General features: G+C 67.4%; 16 protein-coding genes and 1 tRNA gene. 12 read left to right on the plus strand and 5 right to left on the minus strand.

Annotated elements, in window-relative coordinates; translation table 11 throughout:
* Window positions 1–73 precede the first annotated feature (73 nt).
* Window positions 74–1,087, minus strand: coding sequence for a sigma-70 family RNA polymerase sigma factor (locus ACZ6W9_RS25205; RefSeq protein ID WP_389957268.1), 1,014 nt, complete (start codon window positions 1,085–1,087; stop codon window positions 74–76).
* A gap of 172 nt (window positions 1,088–1,259) precedes the next feature.
* On the opposite strand from ACZ6W9_RS25205, the gene ACZ6W9_RS25210 reads away from it, so the two are divergent.
* The 8 genes from ACZ6W9_RS25210 (at window position 1,260) to ACZ6W9_RS25245 (ending at window position 11,355) form a co-directional block, all read left to right on the plus strand.
* Window positions 1,260–1,883, plus strand: a complete 624-nt coding sequence (locus ACZ6W9_RS25210) for a maleylpyruvate isomerase family mycothiol-dependent enzyme (protein WP_389957265.1) — start codon at window positions 1,260–1,262, stop codon at window positions 1,881–1,883.
* A 442-nt stretch (window positions 1,884–2,325) separates the two neighbouring features.
* Window positions 2,326–2,715 carry a DoxX family protein gene (locus tag ACZ6W9_RS25215; RefSeq protein ID WP_389957263.1) on the plus strand — a complete coding sequence of 130 codons (390 nt, stop codon included), beginning with the start codon at window positions 2,326–2,328 and terminating at the stop codon, window positions 2,713–2,715.
* Between the two features lie 237 nt (window positions 2,716–2,952).
* Window positions 2,953–4,680, plus strand: a complete 1,728-nt coding sequence (locus ACZ6W9_RS25220; protein WP_470119937.1) for a sensor histidine kinase — start codon at window positions 2,953–2,955, stop codon at window positions 4,678–4,680.
* Entirely contained in the window at window positions 4,671–5,318 is a 648-nt protein-coding gene (locus ACZ6W9_RS25225; RefSeq protein ID WP_389957258.1) for a LuxR C-terminal-related transcriptional regulator, read from the plus strand. Before ACZ6W9_RS25220 ends, ACZ6W9_RS25225 begins: the two co-directional genes overlap by 10 nt.
* A 151-nt stretch (window positions 5,319–5,469) precedes the next feature.
* Entirely contained in the window at window positions 5,470–6,735 is a 1,266-nt protein-coding gene (locus ACZ6W9_RS25230) for a hypothetical protein (protein WP_470119939.1), read from the plus strand.
* A gap of 140 nt (window positions 6,736–6,875) precedes the next feature.
* Entirely contained in the window at window positions 6,876–8,276 is a 1,401-nt protein-coding gene (locus tag ACZ6W9_RS25235) for a hypothetical protein (protein ID WP_470119941.1), read from the plus strand.
* A gap of 59 nt (window positions 8,277–8,335) precedes the next feature.
* Window positions 8,336–8,662, plus strand: a complete 327-nt coding sequence (locus tag ACZ6W9_RS25240) for a hypothetical protein (protein ID WP_470119943.1) — start codon at window positions 8,336–8,338, stop codon at window positions 8,660–8,662.
* 596 nt (window positions 8,663–9,258) lie between these two features.
* The gene (locus ACZ6W9_RS25245; RefSeq protein ID WP_470119945.1) at window positions 9,259–11,355 is read left to right on the plus strand and encodes a cellulase family glycosylhydrolase; all 2,097 of its coding nucleotides are present in this window, start codon (window positions 9,259–9,261) and stop codon (window positions 11,353–11,355) included.
* A 106-nt stretch (window positions 11,356–11,461) separates the two neighbouring features.
* Here the strand turns inward: ACZ6W9_RS25245 and ACZ6W9_RS25250 are convergent, their stop codons facing one another.
* From ACZ6W9_RS25250 to ACZ6W9_RS25260, 3 genes are all read right to left on the minus strand, one after another.
* Window positions 11,462–12,277: a YwqG family protein gene (locus ACZ6W9_RS25250; RefSeq protein ID WP_470119947.1), complete on the minus strand. Its 816-nt coding sequence runs from the start codon at window positions 12,275–12,277 to the stop codon at window positions 11,462–11,464.
* Between the two features lie 137 nt (window positions 12,278–12,414).
* Entirely contained in the window at window positions 12,415–13,269 is an 855-nt protein-coding gene (locus ACZ6W9_RS25255; RefSeq protein WP_470119949.1) for an ankyrin repeat domain-containing protein, read from the minus strand.
* Window positions 13,270–13,735: 466 nt separating this feature from the next.
* Entirely contained in the window at window positions 13,736–14,068 is a 333-nt protein-coding gene (locus ACZ6W9_RS25260; RefSeq protein ID WP_470119951.1) for a nucleoside triphosphate pyrophosphohydrolase, read from the minus strand.
* 33 nt (window positions 14,069–14,101) lie between these two features.
* On the opposite strand from ACZ6W9_RS25260, the gene ACZ6W9_RS25265 reads away from it, so the two are divergent.
* Window positions 14,102–15,193, plus strand: coding sequence for an HNH endonuclease (locus tag ACZ6W9_RS25265; protein WP_470119952.1), 1,092 nt, complete (start codon window positions 14,102–14,104; stop codon window positions 15,191–15,193).
* 29 nt (window positions 15,194–15,222) lie between these two features.
* On the opposite strand, the gene ACZ6W9_RS25270 is transcribed toward ACZ6W9_RS25265, so the two are convergent.
* Window positions 15,223–15,294: transfer RNA gene (locus ACZ6W9_RS25270), tRNA-Arg, on the minus strand.
* A 651-nt stretch (window positions 15,295–15,945) separates the two neighbouring features.
* Here ACZ6W9_RS25270 and ACZ6W9_RS25275 point away from each other — a divergent pair.
* From ACZ6W9_RS25275 to ACZ6W9_RS25285, 3 genes are all read left to right on the plus strand, one after another.
* Window positions 15,946–16,797, plus strand: a complete 852-nt coding sequence (locus ACZ6W9_RS25275; RefSeq protein WP_470119954.1) for a hypothetical protein — start codon at window positions 15,946–15,948, stop codon at window positions 16,795–16,797.
* 139 nt (window positions 16,798–16,936) lie between these two features.
* Window positions 16,937–17,314, plus strand: coding sequence for a hypothetical protein (locus ACZ6W9_RS25280; protein WP_470119956.1), 378 nt, complete (start codon window positions 16,937–16,939; stop codon window positions 17,312–17,314).
* A 359-nt stretch (window positions 17,315–17,673) separates the two neighbouring features.
* Window positions 17,674–19,416: an Eco57I restriction-modification methylase domain-containing protein gene (locus ACZ6W9_RS25285; RefSeq protein WP_470119958.1), complete on the plus strand. Its 1,743-nt coding sequence runs from the start codon at window positions 17,674–17,676 to the stop codon at window positions 19,414–19,416.
* Window positions 19,417–19,421: the final 5 nt, after the last annotated feature.

Raw genomic sequence — 19,421 nt, forward strand, 5'->3', positions numbered from 1 at the left:
GCGGCCGGGGTGAGGCGACCGTGAGCGGGGCGGCGCCGAATGGGCCGGTGCGTCCGCCGCGGCCGGGGACGCGTCAGCCGGAGACGTTCTCGGCGGCGAAGGAGGAACCGGCGGGCATGGACGCGCCGGCGGGGAGACCGAAGAGCGGAAGCAGCCGGTCGGCGTCGAGATGGGTGGTGCTGCCGGTGACCAGCCCCCCGGACACGTCGAGGACGACCAGCCCGAACGGGACGTGGACGCCGTCGGGGCCGGGCCTGGTCTGCCAGAACGCCGGTGAGCCGTTCGCCTCGACCGGGATGAGCCGCGCGCCCTCGCAGGACGCGCCGGGGGCCAGCAGCGCCCGCCTGATCTGCTCCCGGCCGCGCAGCCACCAGGCGAAGGGAGGCATCGACAGCGTCGCGTCCTCGTGCAGCAGGGCGACGAGCGTGGCGACGTCGTGCCGTTCGAACGCGGCGCAGTAGCGGGCGAGCAGCTCGCGCTGGGCGGGGTCGGACGGCCGGAACGGCTCACCGGGCACGGCGCCCGCCGCCCGGAGCGTCGTCCTCGCCCGCTGCAGCGCGCTGGTCACCGACGCGACGGTGGTCTCCAGGAGGGCCGCGACCTCCTCGGCCTTCCACCGCAGCACGTCGCGCAGGATCAGCACGGCCCGCTGCCGGGGCGGCAGGCGCTGCAACGCGGCGACGAACGCCAGGCGGATCGTCTCACGCCGTACGGCCAGCTCCTCCGGATCGCCGTCCAGCGGCAACACGAGGGCGTCCGGAACCGGCTGGACCCAGGCCCGCTCCGGCACCGGCCCGCCGATGCCCGCCCCGGCCTCCGACGCCGGGCCGAGGTCCATGGCCAGGGCGCGACGCTGGACGCTGCGCAGCATGTCGACGCAGACGTTGGTGGCGATGCCGTAGAGCCAGGTGCGCAGCGAGGCGCGACGCTCGTCGTAGCGGTCGAACGACCGCCAGGCGCGCAGCAGCGTCTCCTGCACGGCGTCCTCGGCCTCGAAGCCGGAGCCGAGCATCCGGTAGCAGTAACCGGTCAGCTCTGTCCGGAACGGCTCCAGCCGGGACACCTCGCCGGTCGGCGTCTTGACCATCCCCCGACCATACGCGCCGCCGCCGACACATTCCGGCTCTCCCCCGGCCGGCACCGTGAACCGGTCGTACGCGGCGGCCGGAGGCGTACGGAGCCAGGACCGATGAGTTTCGGGTCCCGGATCCGTACCCCTGTCGAGACCACAGGACGAACGGCACCGGCAGGAGATCGTGATGACCGAGGACGACATCCGCAAGGCGGTGGCGGCGGAGCGCGGTGAGCAGGCGGATCTGCTCGCCACCCTGAGCCCGGAACAGTGGGACGCGCCCACGTTGTGCGAGGGGTGGCGGGTGCGCGAGGTCGTCGCCCACACGACCATGCCCTTCCGAGCCTCGCTCGGCAGAACGCTGCTGGGGCTGGTGAGGGCACGCGGGAACTTCAACCGCATGGCCGACCGGCACGCGCGCCATGACGCGGCCACGATGTCCCCCGAGACGCTGCTCGCCTCGCTGCGGGACAACGTCGAGCACCCGTGGACGCCGCCGGGAGGGGGCGCCGCGGGGGCGCTCGCGCACGACGTCATCCATGGGCTCGACATCACGGTGGGCCTCGGACTCGACCGCCGGGTTCCGCCGGAGCGGGTCGCCATGGTGCTGGCCGGGATACGGCCGAAGAACATCGCGTTCTTCGGGACCGACCTCACGGGGGTCAGGTTGCAGGCGACCGACATCGACTGGAGCCACGGCACGGGGGCACCGCTCCGGGGCCCGGCGCAGGACCTGCTGCTCGTCGTCTGCGGGCGGCGCCTGCCGCCGGGCAGGCTCACGGGCGAGCCCGCGGCGCGGTTCTCCCGGTGACTCCGGAGCCGCCCGGTCGCCCGTCCACCGGTTCGAACGGCGGGGCGGCGCCGGCCGGGCGAGCCCGGGTTCTTCCCGAATGCGATTCGATAATTTCGCATGATAGTTGAAAGTTTCACTATCACGAAGAATTCCTCCGGGTGTTCGCCCATGTTGTAGGGGTGGCGAACACCCGCGCGCCGGCCCCCGGGCGATGCGCCGTTGACATGCGAGGCCCGATCTTGAAAAGTCGCATGGGAGCGCTCCCATTCTCCCTCCGACTCCACCTGGGGGTCAGATCCGCATGTCATCGACACATGAAGCCTTTCCCACCACACCACACGGAACGCCGGTCCCCGAGCCGGGGCGGCGTCTCGGTCCCCTGGCGGGGGCACGGCGTCTCTCTCTCCCGCTGAGAAAGGGCGTCACCGCCGACACGGCCGCCGGGAGCCAGGGACTGTTCATGGCCCTGTACCGGATCGTGCTGGGGCTGCTGTTCGCCTGCCACGGCGCGGCGACCCTGTTCAACGTACTGGGAGGTCCCGAAGGCGGCCACGTGCCCGCCCTCGGACAGTGGCCCTCGTGGTGGGCCGCGGCCATCGAACTGGTCGGCGGCGTCCTCGTCCTCCTCGGCCTCGGCGCCCGCACCGCCGCCGTCATCTGCTCGGGCACCATGGCGTTCGCCTACTTCACCGTCCACCAGCCCCACGCGCTGTTCCCGATCCAGAACGGCGGGGAGAAGGCCGCCCTCTTCTGCTGGGGCTTCCTGCTCGTCGCGGTCCTCGGCCCCGGCCGATGGGCGCTGTCCACGCTGCTGACACCCTCGCGGACCCTCGCACACGACAGGGCATGACGGCCGCGCATTCCCGCCGTACGGACGACCGATCATGTTCCCGCCGCCCCCGGTGCCGATCGTGGTGCCGGGGGCGGTGACATCCCCCTGCCGCCATTCCGTGATCAGCCGCATTCCAGGTGGTTCGTCCGTACAATCCCATCGGGGGTGGGCGAGATGGCCACGCGTTCCACGGGCACCACCGCGTCACCGCGTTCCGCACGCGCCACCGCGTCACGTTCCATGGGCGGCATCACCGTGTCACGTTCCGCACGCGTCGCCGCGTCGCGTTCCACGGGCGGCACCGCCTTGCTCGCCGTCGCGGCCGGAGCGGCGTGGCTGCTGTTCGTCACCGGCCTGGGGATCGGCCAGGGCGGCATCCGGCGCAGCGGCCTGATCTGGACTCTCGGCGCGCTGGCCGGCCTCTCCTTCCTCACGGTCGGCATCGTCATCGCCCGGAAGCACCCGCGTAACCAGATCGGCCCGCTCATGGTGCTGCTCGGGCTCGCGTGGATCCCCCAGCAGATGCTGTTCCTGCCCGGCGACCCGCTGTGGGCGCTGGCACTGTGCGGCGTCTGGGCGGGGATCGCCTGCCACCTGTTCCTCGCCTTCCCCACCGGCAGGCTGGGCCACGTGTCGTACCGGGCGGTGACCGGCCTGGCGTACGTCGCGTCCCTCGTGCTGTCCGTGGCACAGGCACTCATCCGCCTTCCGCTGCCCGCGCCGCTCCAGCACGTCGCCGTCGCGATCGACACCTCGTCCTGGCAGGCGACGGTCCTCATCTCCGGCGCGGTGCTCGTCCTCACGGTCGAACGCTGGCAGCGGGCCAGCGTGGCGCAGCGCAGGGCGATCGCACCGGTCACCGGCGCGTCGATCGTCGCCACGGTCGCCTTCACCGGGGACCGCGTGGCCAACCTCTTCCCCCCGAACCCGGTGCAGCTCCCCACCGCGCTCGTCATGCTGGCGGCCTTCACGGCGGTCCCGCTGGCGTACCTCGCCGGGCTGATGCGAAGCCGCATGGACCACGGACGGGTGGCCGAACTCGTGGTCCACCTGAGCAGACGCGAACGGCCGGACACGTTGCGCGACGAGCTGGCCGCCACCCTGCGGGACCCGGGGCTGACCGTGGGCTACTGGACGGCCGACCAGGACCGATACGTGGACGCCGACGGCCGCCCCGTCGACCTGGATCCGGGGCGGGGCAGGGCCGTCACCCGCGTCGACCAGGGCGAGTCGCCGCTCGCCGTACTCGTGCACGACGCCGCCCTGCTGGAGCAGCCCCTGCTGGTCGAGGCCGCGTGCGCCGCCGCGGCCCTCGCCCTGGAGAACGAGCGGCTCACCGCGGACCTGCGGGCCAGACTGCGGCAGCTCGCGGCCTCCCGGCGGCGGATGCTGCAGTGGGGCGAGGCCGAACGCCGCAGGATCGAACGTGACCTGCACGACGGCGTGCAGCAGCGGCTGCTGTCGGTGGCGATGACGCTCGGACTGGCCGAGGCCGCCGGCGCGAACCCCGGACGGGCCGCACCGCTGATCGGCGAGGCCAAGACGGCGGTGCTCGCCGCGCTGGACGACCTGCGCGCCGTCAGCCACGGCATCCACCCGCCGGTGCTGACCGAGCGCGGCCTGGCCGGCGCGGTCAAGGAGCTGGCCGCCGTCTCCCCCGTCACCGTCGCCGTCACCTGCGACCTGGAGGCGGCCGGGCCGCTGCCGCAGTCCGTGGAGACCGCGGCCTACTACATCGTCAACGAGGCCCTGGCCAACGTGACCAGGCACGCCGCCGCGTCGAAGGCATGGGTACGGCTCGCCCGCCACGAAGGCCGCCTCCTGGTCGAGGTGGGCGACGACGGCGCGGGCGGGGCCGACCCCGCGCGGGGTTCGGGGCTCGCGGGTCTCGCCGACCGCGCCGAGGCCAACGGCGGCAGGCTCACGATCGACAGTCCCCCGGGGGAGGGAACCGTGCTGAGGGTGGTTTTGCCGTGCGCGTAGCGATCTGCGAGGACTCCACGCTGTTCCGCGAGGGACTGGCCCGTCTGCTGGCCGAGTCCGGGTTCACGGTGGCGGCGTGCGTCGACGACGCCGGCGAACTCCTCGCCCACGTGGGACAGGACCCGCCCGAGGTGGCCGTGCTCGACATCCGGCTGCCGCCCACGCACACCGACGAGGGGCTGCGCGCCGCCGTCACCCTGCGGGAACGGCACCCGGAGGTGGGGGTGCTCGTGCTGTCGCAGTACGTCCGGGTGAGCTACGCGGTCGAGCTGCTCGGCGGCCGCACCGAGGGAGTGGGCTACCTGCTGAAGGACCGGGTGTCGGACCTGGCGGAGTTCGCCGCCGCCATCCGCCGGGTGGGGTCGGGCGGATCCGTGCTGGACCCGGTCGTCGTCGAGCAGCTCGTCGGCCGCCACCGGCAGCCCGGCGACCCGCTGGGCCGGCTCACCGACCGCGAGCGCGCCGTGCTGCGGCTGATGGCCGAGGGACGCACGAACATGGCGATCGCCGAACGACTGGCCATCGCCGAGCGCACCGTGGAGAAGCACTGCACGAGCATCTTCGCCAAGCTCGACCTGGAGGCGAGCGCGCACGACCACCGGCGGGTACTGGCGGTGCTGCGCTACCTGAACGCGTGACAGGCGGTCCCCGTACGGCCGGCGACGCCCGGTCGCGTGAGGGGTGCGGGTAACCGCACCTTTCGAAGGGTGCCAGCCGGGTTCCCCCTCCCGCTGCCGTCGTCGATGATCGGCTCGACGGAAAAGTCATCGACGGAAAAGGAACACACTGATGGCGGTGGACGCTGGAGTACGGCGGCTGCTCGCGGACTCCGGGCAGGCACGCCCGAGGGTGAGCCTCCGGACCGACATGGTCACGGCGCTGCTCGGCGTCTGGTTCGGCGTCGGGCTGATGATCGACGCCTGGGCGCACAGCAACCTGGCCGAGCTGGAGACGTTCTTCACGCCCTGGCACGCGGCCTTCTACTCGGGGTTCGCGGCGGTGTCGGCGTGGATCATCTGGCAGGTCTACCGCAACGTCCGCGCCGGCCGCAGCGGCCTGTCCGCGGTGCCGGACGGATACCTCGCGGGGCTGCTCGCCATCCCGGGGTTCGCCGCGTTCGGGTTCGCCGACCTGATGTGGCACACGTTCCTGGGCATCGAGCAGACCGTCGACATCCTGTTCAGCCCCTCCCACCTGGGACTGATCGTGACGATGATGCTCATCATCACGAGCCCGCTCCGCTCGGCCTGGAACGCCCCGGACCTCGGGGATCGGCCCAGTCTGTCGCGGCTGCTGCCCGCGCTGGTCGGACTCGGCTTCGGCACCGCGCTGGTGTCGCTGTTCGTGTCGTACGGCAACGCCATCCAGTGGGGCGCGGAGAGCGTCGTCCGGGCCTTCTCCAGCGCGGACGACGGCGGCGCCGGCGCCCTGGCCGCATCGATGATCATCACGAACGCGATGCTGCTCGCCCCCGTGCTGCTCCTCCTGCGGAGGTGGCGCCTGCCGTTCGGCAGCGTGACCGTGCTGTCCTTGGTGGGCGTCCTGATGCCGGGCGCGCAGACGGCCTTCGGCAACGTGCCGATCCTGCTGACGTTCGTCATCGCCGGGCTGGTGGGCGACCTGCTGATCCGGTGGCTGCGCCCCTCGCGGGAGCGCCGGGCCGCCTACTGGGCCTTCGCCGGCCTGTCGGCGTTCGCCACCTGGTCCCTGTACGTCGCGGTCGCCTCCCTGGTCGTGGGACGGCTGCCCGCCGTACCCGAACTCTGGACCGGCGCGCCGATCGTGGCGGGTCTCATCGGCCTCGCACTCGGCGTCCTGTTCCTCCCGAACGCGGTGCCCGCGCGGACGGGCCTCCTCCCGAACGCGATGCCCGCGCAGACGGGCCTCCTCCCGAACGGGACACCCGCGGAGACCGTCCTTCCTTCGGACGGGACGCCCGCGGGCGCCGGTTCCCCGTCGAACGCGGCAACCGCACGGAGCGGCCGGCCGGACGCCGTGTTCTCCGCGAACGCGACGCGGGCGGAGGCCGATGAGCCGGACGCCCGACGGGCATGACCCTTCGGCTCCGACGATCCCGACGGCTCCGACCGCTCCGCCCGGCCGGTCCGTTGCGGCCGCTTCGGTCGCTTAGGTCGCTCCGCCCGGCCGGTCCGCTTCGCCTGCTCCGGCTGTTCTGCCTGGCCGTCCTGCTGACGGTGGCATCGGCGTCGCCCGCGGTGGCGCACGACGTCAGGGCGGGGGCGGACCTGCGGATCGCGCAGACGATCGCGGGCGCCGAGCTGACCCTCGTCATCAAGGCCACGACCCGCGTTCCGGGGCCGCTGCGCGTCGAGGTGGTCGGATTCCCCACCGCCCCGGCGCTGGACCTGCGGCTCCGATCGATGACCGACGGGCGCGTCACGCACGGCACAGTGGCGCCCGGCCGCCCCTCCCAGCTGCGGGTCGAGGAGACCGGGCCGCACGAGCTGACCGTCGCCGCCGGAGGCGAGATCGCGACGATCCCGTTCCGGGTCCTGGTGGACCGCGGCTCCGGGTGGGAGTACCTGATCTACGGCGGCCTTTTCACGGCCGGTCTGCTCCTGGTGGGCGGCCTGCTCAGCGGGGCGTTCAACCGGCGCGGCAGACCGGCGTTCGTCGTGACCGCGGTCGCCGCCGCGGGGATCTCGGTCGCCGCGCTGATCGTGGTCCTCGAACCCTGGCTGCCCGCCGGGTCGCCGGACGGCGCCGAGCCCCGGCCCACGGGCTCCGCGCTCGGCAGGCCGTACGTCCAGCGGATGGTGAGCACGGTCCCCGCCCACCCGGCGGCGGGGGAGGAGTTCGTGACGCGCGTGGAACTGTTCGACGGGTCCACCGGGCGGCCCGTCGACGACCTCGCCGTCCACCACGAGGCCATGGCCCACCTGGTGGTCACCAGCGAGGACGGCCGCTACTTCCGCCACGTCCATCCGCTGCGCACCGCGCCGGGCCGGCTGGAGGCTCGGCTGCGCGCCGACCGTCCCGGCCGCTATCTCGCCTACGTCGAACTCGAACGCACCGACTCGGGCGGCCAGCTCCTCACCGGCTCCTTCACGGTCGCCGGCCCGGAAAGCCCCCCGACGACCTCCCCCGACCCGGACGCCCGGGACGCGACGGCCCCGCCCGAGACAGGAGACGCCTCAGACGGCCGGGACGCCACGGCCCCGCCCGACCCGGTGATCCGGGACGCCACCGCGTCGACCGGTCCGAAGCCCCGGGACGCCACGGCCCCGTCCGGTGCCGGAGACCCGGACCCCGCGTCCTCACCCGGCCCCGGGATCCGCGGCGCCGAGGCGGGGACGGTGACGATGACGCCCGCCGTACCGCAGTCGGGACGGCCCGCCACCATCCAGGTGGTCACGAGCGGGACACCGAAGCCGTGGCTCGGAATGGCGGGGCACCTCATCGTGCGCGCCGAGGACGGTGAATTCCTCGGCCACGTCCACGAGATGGGGACGCCCGGCAGCCGGTTGCGCTTCACATTCGGCTTCCCCGCGCCGGGTCGCTACTTCGCCTGGGCGCAGTACGCCACAGACCGCGGCATCACCACCGTGCCCTTCACCGTGGAGGTCCCCCGATGATCCGGAAGAAAGCCCGGCGAGGTCTGGGCGGCCTAGAGCTCGTCGGGATTCTGGGGGTCGTGATCATCGTGTTCTTCGCCGCCCGCGCCTCAGGCGGAGACCCGGTGACCACGGCGGGCGCCCACTACGCCGTCACCGTCACCGCCGACCGGAACACGATCGACGTACGGCTGGACAGGGGAGAGGCCGACACGGTCACCGTCGCCGCCGTGATGCCCGCCATGGGCCACGCGATGCCCGAGGTCACGGCCAGGAAGACCGCCCCCGGTCACTTCGTCGCGGAGGGCGACCTGTTCTCCATGGGCGGCGGGTGGGAGCTGTCCGTACGCCTCGCCGGCCCCTCGGGCGAGGAGACCCTCACGCTCACCACCCTCGTCACCGGCTGACGCCGCGCCGTACCCACCCGGGAAAGGCCGGACGATGCCGATCGCCCAGCCTGTCTTGTCCCCTGTGGTACGGCCTGCACCTGGCGGCGGCGGTGGCCGTGGGCGCGGTGCTGGTGGTCTCCTCTCGGAGGGAGGCCGCCGAGCAGGGGAGGACGCCGGTCCTCATCGCACTGAGCATCGGCCTCACCGTTCTGGTGATCTTCGCCATCTGATCGCCGCTCGCCGGGACCGGGAGGCTTCCGCTCACCCGGTCACACGGTCATCGAGCCTGAAATTTTCAGAGCAATGGCTTAGAAACTTTCTATGCCTTCTTCTCCGCGTATGGGACCAGAGTGCGGAAGAAGGCGGCGACACCGTCGCTGACCTGCGGCACAGATCAGGGGATCGCCTCCCGAAGTACGTGCTGGTGAAATGGCCCGCACATCGCTCCGGCCGCCATTCGGCGAGCAGTGGTCCATGGAAAGTCGTCATGTTATGTTTCCGCGCGCATCGTGTTTCTGTTGCACGGTCGGGATCGCCCTCGTGTCGGCGTCTCACCCCTCACGTCACCACCGGCGGCCGGCTCGCGCCGACCCGTACAAGGCAAGGGAGCGCTCTTGAATCCGCAATTCCTCCGAAGAGCCCGGCTGCGGGCGCGCATGGTCGTCGGCACGCTGGCCGTACTGCTCGCCGCGGGGATGACGACGGCCGTCAACGCTCAGGCGGCCGCGGGCTGCCGGGTGGCGTACGAGGTCACGACCCAGTGGACGGGCGGCTTCACCGCGAACGTGAACGTCACCAACCTCGGCGACCCGATCAACGGCTGGCGTCTGGCCTGGACGTTCCCCTCGGGCCAGAAGGTCACCCAGGCGTGGAACGCGACGGTCACCTCCTCGGGCGCGCAGGTCACCGCGGCGAACGCGAGCTACAACGCGGCCGTCGCGACCAACGGGACGGTCTCCTTCGGCTTCAACGGATCGTGGTCCGGGAGCAACGCCGCCCCGGCCGCGTTCACACTCAACGGCGTCACCTGCACCGGAGGCACCGGCGGAACGCCGTCCCCCAGCGCGACGCCGACGACGTCGCCCAGCTCGAGCCCCTCGCCGACGACGTCCCCGCGGCCGGGCGACGCGATGGCCACGGTGGCCGCGATGCAGCCCGGCTGGAACCTGGGCAACACACTCGACGCCATCCCCGACGAGACGGCATGGGGCAACCCGCTGACGACCCGGGCCCTGCTGCACCACGTGCGATCCCAGGGCTACAACAGCATCCGGATCCCGGTGACCTGGAGCAACCACTACGGCCCGGCTCCCGACCACACCATCGACGCCGCCTGGCTGAACCGCGTCCGCGAGATCGTCGACTGGTCCCTGGCGGAGGGCTTCTACGTGATGATCAACCTGCATCACGACTCCTGGCAGTGGATCAACACCTACCCCGGCGACCGTACGACCGTGATGAACCGGTACACCGCGCTGTGGAAGCAGATCGCCGGCACGTTCCGCGACCACTCCTCCAAGCTGGTGTTCGAGAGCATCAACGAACCGCAGTTCACCGGCACCTCAGGAGACGCGGCGAGCGACCAGGTGGTGAACGAGCTCAACACCGAGTTCGTCCGCCTCGTGCGCGGGACCGGCGGCGGCAACGCCACCCGGCTGCTCGTGCTGCCCACCCTGCACACCAGCGGCGAGCAGGCCCGGCTGGACGCGCTGAAGGCCACCTTCGACCAGCTGAAGGACCCCAACCTCGCTGCGACCGTGCACTTCTACGGGTGGTGGCCGTTCAGCGTCAACATCGCCGGCGGCACCACCTACAACAGCGACGTCGAACAGGACCTGGTCGGCACCTTCGACCGGGTGCGCGACACTTTCGTCTCCCGCGGGATCCCCGTGATCATCGGAGAGTGGGCGCTGCTCGACTACGACCACACCCGGCCCGGGATCATCGAACGCGGCGAGTTCCTGAAGTATCTCGAAGCCGTCGGCTACCACGCCCGCACCCGGAAGCTCACCACCATGCTCTGGGACGCGGGCCAGTTCCTGAACCGCAACGAGCTGCGATGGCGTGACCAGGGCGTCTACGAGATGATGAAGGCCAGCTGGACCACGCGCTCCGGCACCGCCTCGTCCGACCAGGTGTACGTCCCCCGCAGCGGCTCGATCACCGCCAGGACGCTCACGCTCAACCCCAACGGCACCTCGTTCCAGGGCCTGTGGCAGGGCGGCGCCAAACTCGCCGCCGGCACCGACTACACCGTGTCCGGCAACACCCTGACCCTCACCGCGGCGGCCCTCACCCGGCTTGCCGGCAACCGCGCCTACGGCGTGAACGCCACCATCGAGGCCCGCTTCTCCCAGGGCGTGCCGTGGCAGATCAGCGTCATCACCTCCGACCCGCCGACCCAGGCCGCCGCTACCGGCACGACTGGCTCGTTCACCATCCCCACCCAGTTCCGCGGCGACCAGCTCGCCACGATGGAGGCCAAGTACGCCGACGGCAGCCCGGCGGGACCGGCCAACTGGACCCCGTACAAGCACTTCTGGGAGCACTTCCAGCCCGACTACACCGCGAACACCATCATCCTGAAGCCCGAGTTCTTCGCCGAGGTCAACGACGGCCGCGTCACCCTCACCTTCCACTTCTGGAGCGGCACGAAGATCACCTACAACATCACCAAGTCCGGCACCACGGTGACCGGCAGCACCGGCTGACGGTCACCACGCCGCCGGTCACCGTGGTGCCCGGCGGCACCGGCTGACGAACACCCGCCGGGGGCCGCGGCCGCGGCCCCTCCCGGTGTGAGGAGAGCGGCCGGCGTCAGTGCCCTTGGAGGTAGGGGAAGACCTGGCCGAAGTCGCGGGCGGCGAGCCGGTCCCGGCGGATGCCGAAGATCAGGATCCCTCCGTCTCCGAACATCATCCCGTTGTCCTCGTCGAGCTGGAGCAGGTTGACCCACCGGGACGCCTCCGCCGCGAAGCCGGGATCCTTCGGGTCCACCCCGGCCACCGCGTACGCGGCGGCGGCCTCGACCGGCTGGTGCAGGGCGTCGGAGTAACCGCCGACCCGGTGCGCCCGGCCGCCCTCCGCCTCGGCGAAGTCGGCGAGCATGTCGCCGAAGGTCTCCCAGGGGTCCTCTCCCACGATGCGATCCCAGAAGTCGTCACCCAGCCTGACCAGCTCGTCATGCCCGCGCGTCGGCCAGGTGACCACGGTCTCGGCGGTCAGCGGCACCTCGGGGAACACCTGCGCCTCCCAGCGGACGGGCGCCTCCTTCTCGGGCACGCGTACGGCCCCGGGCGGAAGCAGGATCACCTGTGCGGCCGTACCCTCCCAGGTGGCGAAGAACAGCAGCGCGCCCTCGGTGGGCAGGCCGATGTCCGACTCATACGCCGCCAGCGCCGCGCAGTCCAACTCGGCGAGGAACTCCATCCCCGAACCGCCGTCTTCGGTGCCCGGCCACGGCACTCCGGCGGGCAGCCGAGGCAGGCCGCCCAGCCGACCGACGACGGTCTCGCCCTCCTCGGCGATCGACAGCCGGACGGCCGGACGAGCCAGAGCGACGAACGGCTCGGCGAGCTCCTCGGGTAACAACTCCCGGACGTACTCGGCGAAATCAACCATCCAGTCCTGCATGTCACACATCCTGTCGATATTCGATCTTGAGTGGAACGGTGCTCGGGCGGCGGGCCCGGCCCGTGAGAGGGCTCGGACAGTGGGCCCGGCCCGTGATAGGGCTCGGGAAACAGGCCCGGCCCGTGAGAAAGGCGAGGTCAGTCCCAGTGGTCGCGCTCCGGCAGACGCAGCCACGCGTCAGGCGGGCCGGTGACCGCTCGCGCGTCGGTCAGCCGCAGACCCGCGTAGGCGCAGGAGTAGGCGACCGCGTCGTACCGGTAGAGGTAGGAGAAAAGGACCTCAAGGGGCCCGTCGTCCTCCCAGGGAGCTCCACCGGGATGCAGGTCCCACCCGACGATCTCGCCGTCACGAACGATGCTGCCCTGGTTGCCGCTCTTGGGATTGGCGTAGAGGCCGTAACAGACGGTCCCCACGGACAGCCGCCTGCTGATACCGGAGGCCTGCGGTATGTATCCCCAGGGCTGGGTGACGACGCAGCCGCCGGGCACGTCGGTGACGCCGACGTAGGCCATCGACTCGTCATCGAAGGGGTCGATCTCGTCGAGGAACTCCTCGGGGTCCACGTCCTCGGCCATGGCCTCCAGCCGCCGCGTCGCCTCGGCCGCGTCGATCCCGGCCACGCACGCCAGCCCGGTGCCCTCGTAGTAGAACTCGCCCAGCGCCGCGCTCAGCCGTTCCGCCTCCACCACCGCGGCGGCCTCGTCATCCGTCAGCCCGCTCACCCCGGCGGGACGGCCGAACAGGTCCGGTTCCGGACCGGCCAGGCTGAGGCGTCCGGGCGACCAGCCGCTCATCATCGGCTTCCACGGGTCGGCCCCGGCGGCCACCAGAACGCGGGCGTTCTCGTGACGCCCCTCGTACACGGCGACCCAGAGAGCGGTACGGCCCTCATACATGGCGTCGACGTCCTCCACCCGGCTGGCCAGCTCCGCGACCTCTTTGGGCGAACCATCCTCAGCCGCGTCCTGTAACGCCGACTCGTCGTCATGCATGCCTGTGACTCCTTTCGAGGGTGGAGTGAAGAACACACTGCGGCACCGACAAAACGGGGTCGGCGAAGTCTCACCGAAGGGGAGCAGGCCGAGGCGAACGCCCGCGAAGCCGCGGTCAGGCAGGACGGGAACCCTGTCCGACCCGGGGACCGCTGTTCGTCGGCTCGGTGAAGTGGCTGGAGAACTCCCCGTTCGACCGGCACGATGTCGGTTCGACCGGCACCATCTCGCGGCACCGCACCGCCACCGCGCCGCGCTCACGCCGCCCCCGTGCTGGTGATCGCCGTATCACGCAACGGGACCGATTGGCGGGACTCGACACCGCGTACAGCCCCGCCGAACTCCTCGCGGCGTGGTCCTCCTGAGCGCACCGGATACCCGGCAAGCCGGAGCCGTACGGCCGCCGGCTGACCCGGCTCACGACAGCGCGAGCCATGTCCGGCGACCGTCATCGCCTAAATCTCGATCAACCGGATACCTCGTTGAGCCACAGCCGGCGACTGAAGCCGCCCCGTTCGGCCCGCTTGAGGTGTCCCGCCTCCCGGACCTGCTCCTCAGAGAATCCGAGCGCTCCAGTGAGGGCCGCCAGCACCTCGTAGACGTCGGCCAGCTCCTCCAGGCGATCGGCGGGTCCGGCCTCGCGCAGCTCTTCGGTCTCTTCGGCGAGCTTGGCCATCAAGGCGGGGACCAGCTCCGACTCGTCGAGAACGCGCACCTCGGTCGTCGCGCCGTCGGCCTCGATGATCTCCGGGATCCGATCGCGGACCAGCTTGCCGTACGTTATTGTCCGTTTTTCCATAAAAATGTCGCCCTCCTGACGGATACTCCGCATGTGGACTACCAGCGCGGCGTGGTCACCGGTGAGAGCGTATGGCGTGCAATCGTCTTGTACGGTGCCAACTCGGCCACCTACAAGTTCGCCTTCGGCGCGACCCTGCTTGAAATGGCCGCCACCGGTCGTAACCGTGTCACGCTGGACGAGTTGGCGCCGCGGTATGCGGAACTGCTCTGCCAGGCCCTCCAGCGTCAGCCCCGGCAGGGCACCTCCGACCGCAGTAAGTTCCTGGATGCCTGCCGCGCGTTCAACGCCGGCGAGATCGACCTCGACCCGCTGCACCGGCGAACCGTCCAGCTCGGCTTCGCCAACGTCATCGACGCCTTCCCCAAGCTCGGCAGCGACCAGGCACCGGTGCGCTACTACGAGGACCGGCGCAAGAACTCCGTCTCCCCGGGCCTGGTACTGCGCGACGAACTCCTCGAACTCGCCCGGTCGGTGCACGCCCCCGACCTCGACGCCGAGACCGCCGCCCGGTGGCGGCTGGTGGAGACGGCCTGGGCGACCGGCATCTCCGGCGCCGTACTCGCCCCCTCGCCGGCCCGCGACTCCGGCATCCAGCAGGTCCACGATCCCAGCGTCCAACTGGTCCACGACTCCGGCGTCCGGCTGGTCCATGACTCCGTCCCCCAGCTGGTCTACGACTCCAGCACCCGGCACCTGGTCCTGCGGACCAAGCAGCGCCGCAAGAGCGTCACCGGAGTCGTCCCCGCCCTCAACGGATACCAGGACGGCCGCTGCGCCTACTGCAACGAGCTCATGGTCCAGGAGAGCAGCGGCCCCATCGTCGAGCACGTCCTGCCCTGGAAACTGCTCACCCGCGACTGGAAGGGCCCTGACGTCGACACCGTCTGGAATCTGGTGCTGTCCTGCAAGCCCTGCAACGACGAGAAGCGGGACCGGGCACCGCACGAGTCCTGGATGCCGTGGCTCGAACAGCGCAACAACGACCTCATCGAGTCACGCCACCCGCTACGCGAAGTCCTCATAGCCCAGACCGGCACGACCCCGGCCCGTCGGCACGCATTCCTCAAGGACGCCTACCGAAGGGCGACAGAACTCCTACCTGCCGTCTGGACACCAGGCTGAGAGGCGCCGGAGTTCTCATCCAGGAAGAGTGCCCCCGGCATGATTCGAACATGCGACACCCGCTTTAGGAGAGTGGGGTTCATCCTGTCCACTCAGCTGGCTTGAACTGGGCAAATAGCCAACGCAACGTGATGGCTACGCAAGATCGTCCCCCACATCTCCCCGGCGCCGATCAGGAGCGGAACCACGTCATCCGGTGGCAAGTCGACCCGGAGCGCAGGGCTGCCAGGCCCGAGCACCGGAAGCGACGCGGCAGGACCTCGATCAAGGGAAGGGGACGACGATGGCTATGGCGTTGAACATGGCTTAGATGCCCCAGCAAGCGCTCCATACCGCGAGGGGCGACCTTTGCAGGCTTAAGATGCGCGACAAATAGCCTCTAGCGCATCATCGCTCCTCTGACGAGAACGAGCTCTGGTCTCCGGCGTGGCCAGGCACGTTCCGCCGACGACTGCGACAGGCTTGACCAACAGGATAAATAGGATGATCATAACCATCAAGGACTAAACCTGCCGCTCATGCCTCAATTCAGACATCTCGGAGAATGGCTTCCATTCGCAATCTGGACATTTCGCCCCGAAATTGGTTAAGGCATGTCAGGGTACCTCTTCTAGTGGCATTCTAGACCTATGAGCCCTCAGTCCCGTCGAACTACCGCACGAAGCCAGAGCCCTGCGACCGTCGAGCGCAATATCTATTTCTACCGGATCGATGCGGGAGCTGATGACTCTGGAGTTCCAAGAAACGTCGACATGGAACTAGCTGCCGCATTTAAAGCAATCGAGGACCTGCCATTTGATTCTGACAGCGCCCGGTACATGACACAGGCGGACGGAAACGCCCTTTGCGCATGGGTAGATGACGTGTCGGAAATTACCAGGATGCGCCTGGGATCTATTCGAAAGAATGGGTTACCTCAATCTGAATTCGGTGGCAGGCTGCGCAATCTTTCGCTCGAGGACAATGAAGGTATATGTGAGATGTCGCATATATGCGTTTTTCCAAGCGGCATCGTAGGTGTAGAACATAACTACTACGGACCCCGGGCAACACGACTGCCATCGTACGTCCAGTACGCCCTATCTGGATCTGTAACTCGCTTCACATTGGAAGCGCTTCTTCGCCATAATGTGGCCAGTCAGCTGCAAGGAAGGAAGTCTATTCGCAAACTTACGATGCGAGTGCGTCGGTCCTATATCGCCGCCATATCCGAGGCAAATGAATCCCTAGGAAAGGCCCTCGAAGCTGCAGCTACGGGCAGTGGCGCAGCGACCGTGGGCATAGTGTTGCAGCCCGAGCCTTACAAAAGAACAAACCTCAAGCCAGAGCTGACCGAGTTCCTGCGTAAGATCATAAGTCGGGAAGACCTGCATGAACAAACAGAAGAACTAAGAGCTGCAATCGTCGATGATGCTACTGGGAAAGTTGATGAAATCAACCTCCTAGCGGATCACTTGATCAGTAAAAGATCAATACTGCGATTGACCGCAAGATCAAGGGTTCTCGATAGTAGGGATGCATATCGGACGATCGTGGAGGCCTACCGCGACATTTATGAAGATCTTTTGTCGGCGTCGTCGGCTAGTCTGTCCTCTGAGTGCTGAGCTCATCTCCTGAAAGGCAAAGACAGTGCGACGAGGGCGAGTTCCACTGTTCCTTAAAGAGCTTCTAGTATTTATTATCGCGTCCACTGTCACATACAAGCTGTCGCTCCTCCCGATCTTCGATAGCTTTACGCAAGAAATGCTGGAGGGGCGCCGCAAGGAATTGTATGCGGCAATCTTGGGTTTACATGGCACACTGCTCGGATTTATAATCGCAGCAATTACGATAGCGATGACCTACGTGAGCTCACCACGTTTTGAGATATTGCGTCAGACCAAGCATTGGCCTCACCTATTTGGATCCTATACCAGAAGCATGCGCTGGGTGGCCTGTACAACTCTCTTCTCTCTTCTCGCTCTCCTTATGGACTATGAAACTGCACAGAATCGCCTGCTGGCTATCCTCTGCTTCGATGCAGTATTCTACGGAGGAGCGATGATTGTACATACACTATGGGTAACGGAAAAGACAGTAAAGGTTGCAATCTCGGCCAAACCGAGACTTCCCGGCGATTGACCCTCGGGGGAGAGTTGCGTCATGCTGAATGAATGAGCATGTTCACCAAGAACTATTGCCTTAAAGCGCTGGTCGAGCTCCAAAAATATATTCTGGGCCACAGCGGAAACTCAGTATTTGTGTGATCCAGGTCTCAACTCGTGCTTGATTTCCCTACTGCTTGCGCCCGGTAGAGTACCTAATACCGTGTAACACATGCTATAATGACGAGATTCCGCGCACGTTTGGCCTCACCATGTTTGGTGTAGGCTCTCAAGATAAGGCCCCCCTTGCCGCAGAAGCCTCAGAGGCCAACCAAGTCCAAGTTCGACGATGCAGTTGCACAGACAGTCGCTTGGTGTGAAGGACATTCTTCATTCTTGGAGCCGTTGCCGGAAGAGGCTGTACTCGGGGCCAAGGAAAATGAGCGAAAGCTTCTCAGGGCTTTGGGGGGCGTTGCGAAAGCCCTCGCCGCAGAGACCAAAATACGGACAGAATCCTGGCCAGACGATGTAGTGAGCTGGATTCGCACGTCACCAGATGTAAAGAGCTCCATAATAGATTTGGTTATGGAGCAAAGCCTAGCCGGCGAAGACGTGCTTGGTACAGTATATGAACGTCTCGTAGCTGGGGCGCAACGTCGACGCCTGGGAACATTCTTCACGCCGAAAGACGTGATGTCCTACATAGAGGGCATCGTGAAAAGACATGAAGAAGAGCCGGCTGCTATTGCAGACCCGGGAGCTGGAGTCGGCGCTTTTAGCGCATCCGCACTGAAACTATGGCCTGAGGCAAACGTTCATGCAGTCGACATCAACCTTGTAACCCTGGGACTTCTGGCAGCTTCTCCAGCTTTGGCTGGTGCAGGTCTAACGGAAAGACTGACGCTGTGGCGTCAAGACTTTCTCAGTTGGCTGACGAAGGAATGGAAGGAGATAGGAGGGCGCCGACTAATCTACGGCAATCCTCCTTATACAAGGCACCAACTACTCAGCATGGATGAGAAGCGGGCAGCTGCAAAAGCGTCGGGGGTTCTTGCTCCTGCCGGAAGAGCGGGATTGTCCACTTATTTTTTGGCAGCTTCACTTCGCGCGCTCAGGGCGGAGGATAGCCTTTGCCTGCTTCTCCCAATAAATTGGCTGGAGGCAGATTACGCGCGCTCCGTCCGCCGATATTTGTGGTTGGATCCAACAAGGCCTACCGAGATACACCTTTTTCCTGACGACGAAGAGGTATTCCCGACAGCCCAGGTCTCGGCTATGGTCCTTTTTGTAGGGCCACAAGCCGCTAACCCATCTCCGCTTTACCTATTTGAGGTGAAGCGAAATAGTGAGAGCGGATTTGAGGGATCTCTCCTCGTATCGAGGGCTCGTGAGGGATCAGTGCCCAGGACCTTTATGCCCAGCGGGCTTGAGGTGTCAGAGGTCGTGGGCGGAGCTTCTCAAGATTCGATTTTGTTGGGCGATATCCTAAAGGTCAGGAGGGGCGTTGCTACCGGCAGTAATACGTTCTTCTTGCGGACGGACAAAGAAGTACAGGACCTACCACCAGAGACTTATCGTCCTGCACTCGCCCGGCTTCGTGAGGTAGAAGAGGACGATCTTACTGAGGAATTGCACAATGAGATGCGCAAGAAAGGCGAGCGTTGCTGGATCCTAAACCTTACCGAAAAGGACAGGGAGCAAGCGGTTATCGACGAGCTACTAACCCAGGCAGAGAGCGAAGGCATTCAGAAAGCATATCTGTGTCGTACGCGGCGACCTGTCTGGTATGAGCTTGAGCGCATTCCTACTCCCCACATTATGATAAGTCCTATGAGCAAGAGCGTTTTCAGGGTCATAATCAATACCTTCGGGGTTACACCGACTAACACACTATACGGATTGTATCTAGAAGAGGCGTTTGATAGTCTTGAAAATAGACGCCGGCTCGCAGAATGGTTGAGAGGCGTGCAAGGACAGTCGGCACTGAAGGCCGTAGCGCGTCGGCATGGAGATCGTCTCCTGAAGCTGGAGCCGCGGGCCCTCCTTGGTATCCAAATGCCCATGTCCGTGCTTCGGATCGAAGCCCACCCCACTATTGAGCAGACTCAGGTTGTTGAGCAGCAAGCTCTCACTTTCTAGCCTTT

Source organism: Streptosporangium sp. NPDC053982, from assembly GCF_055585205.1.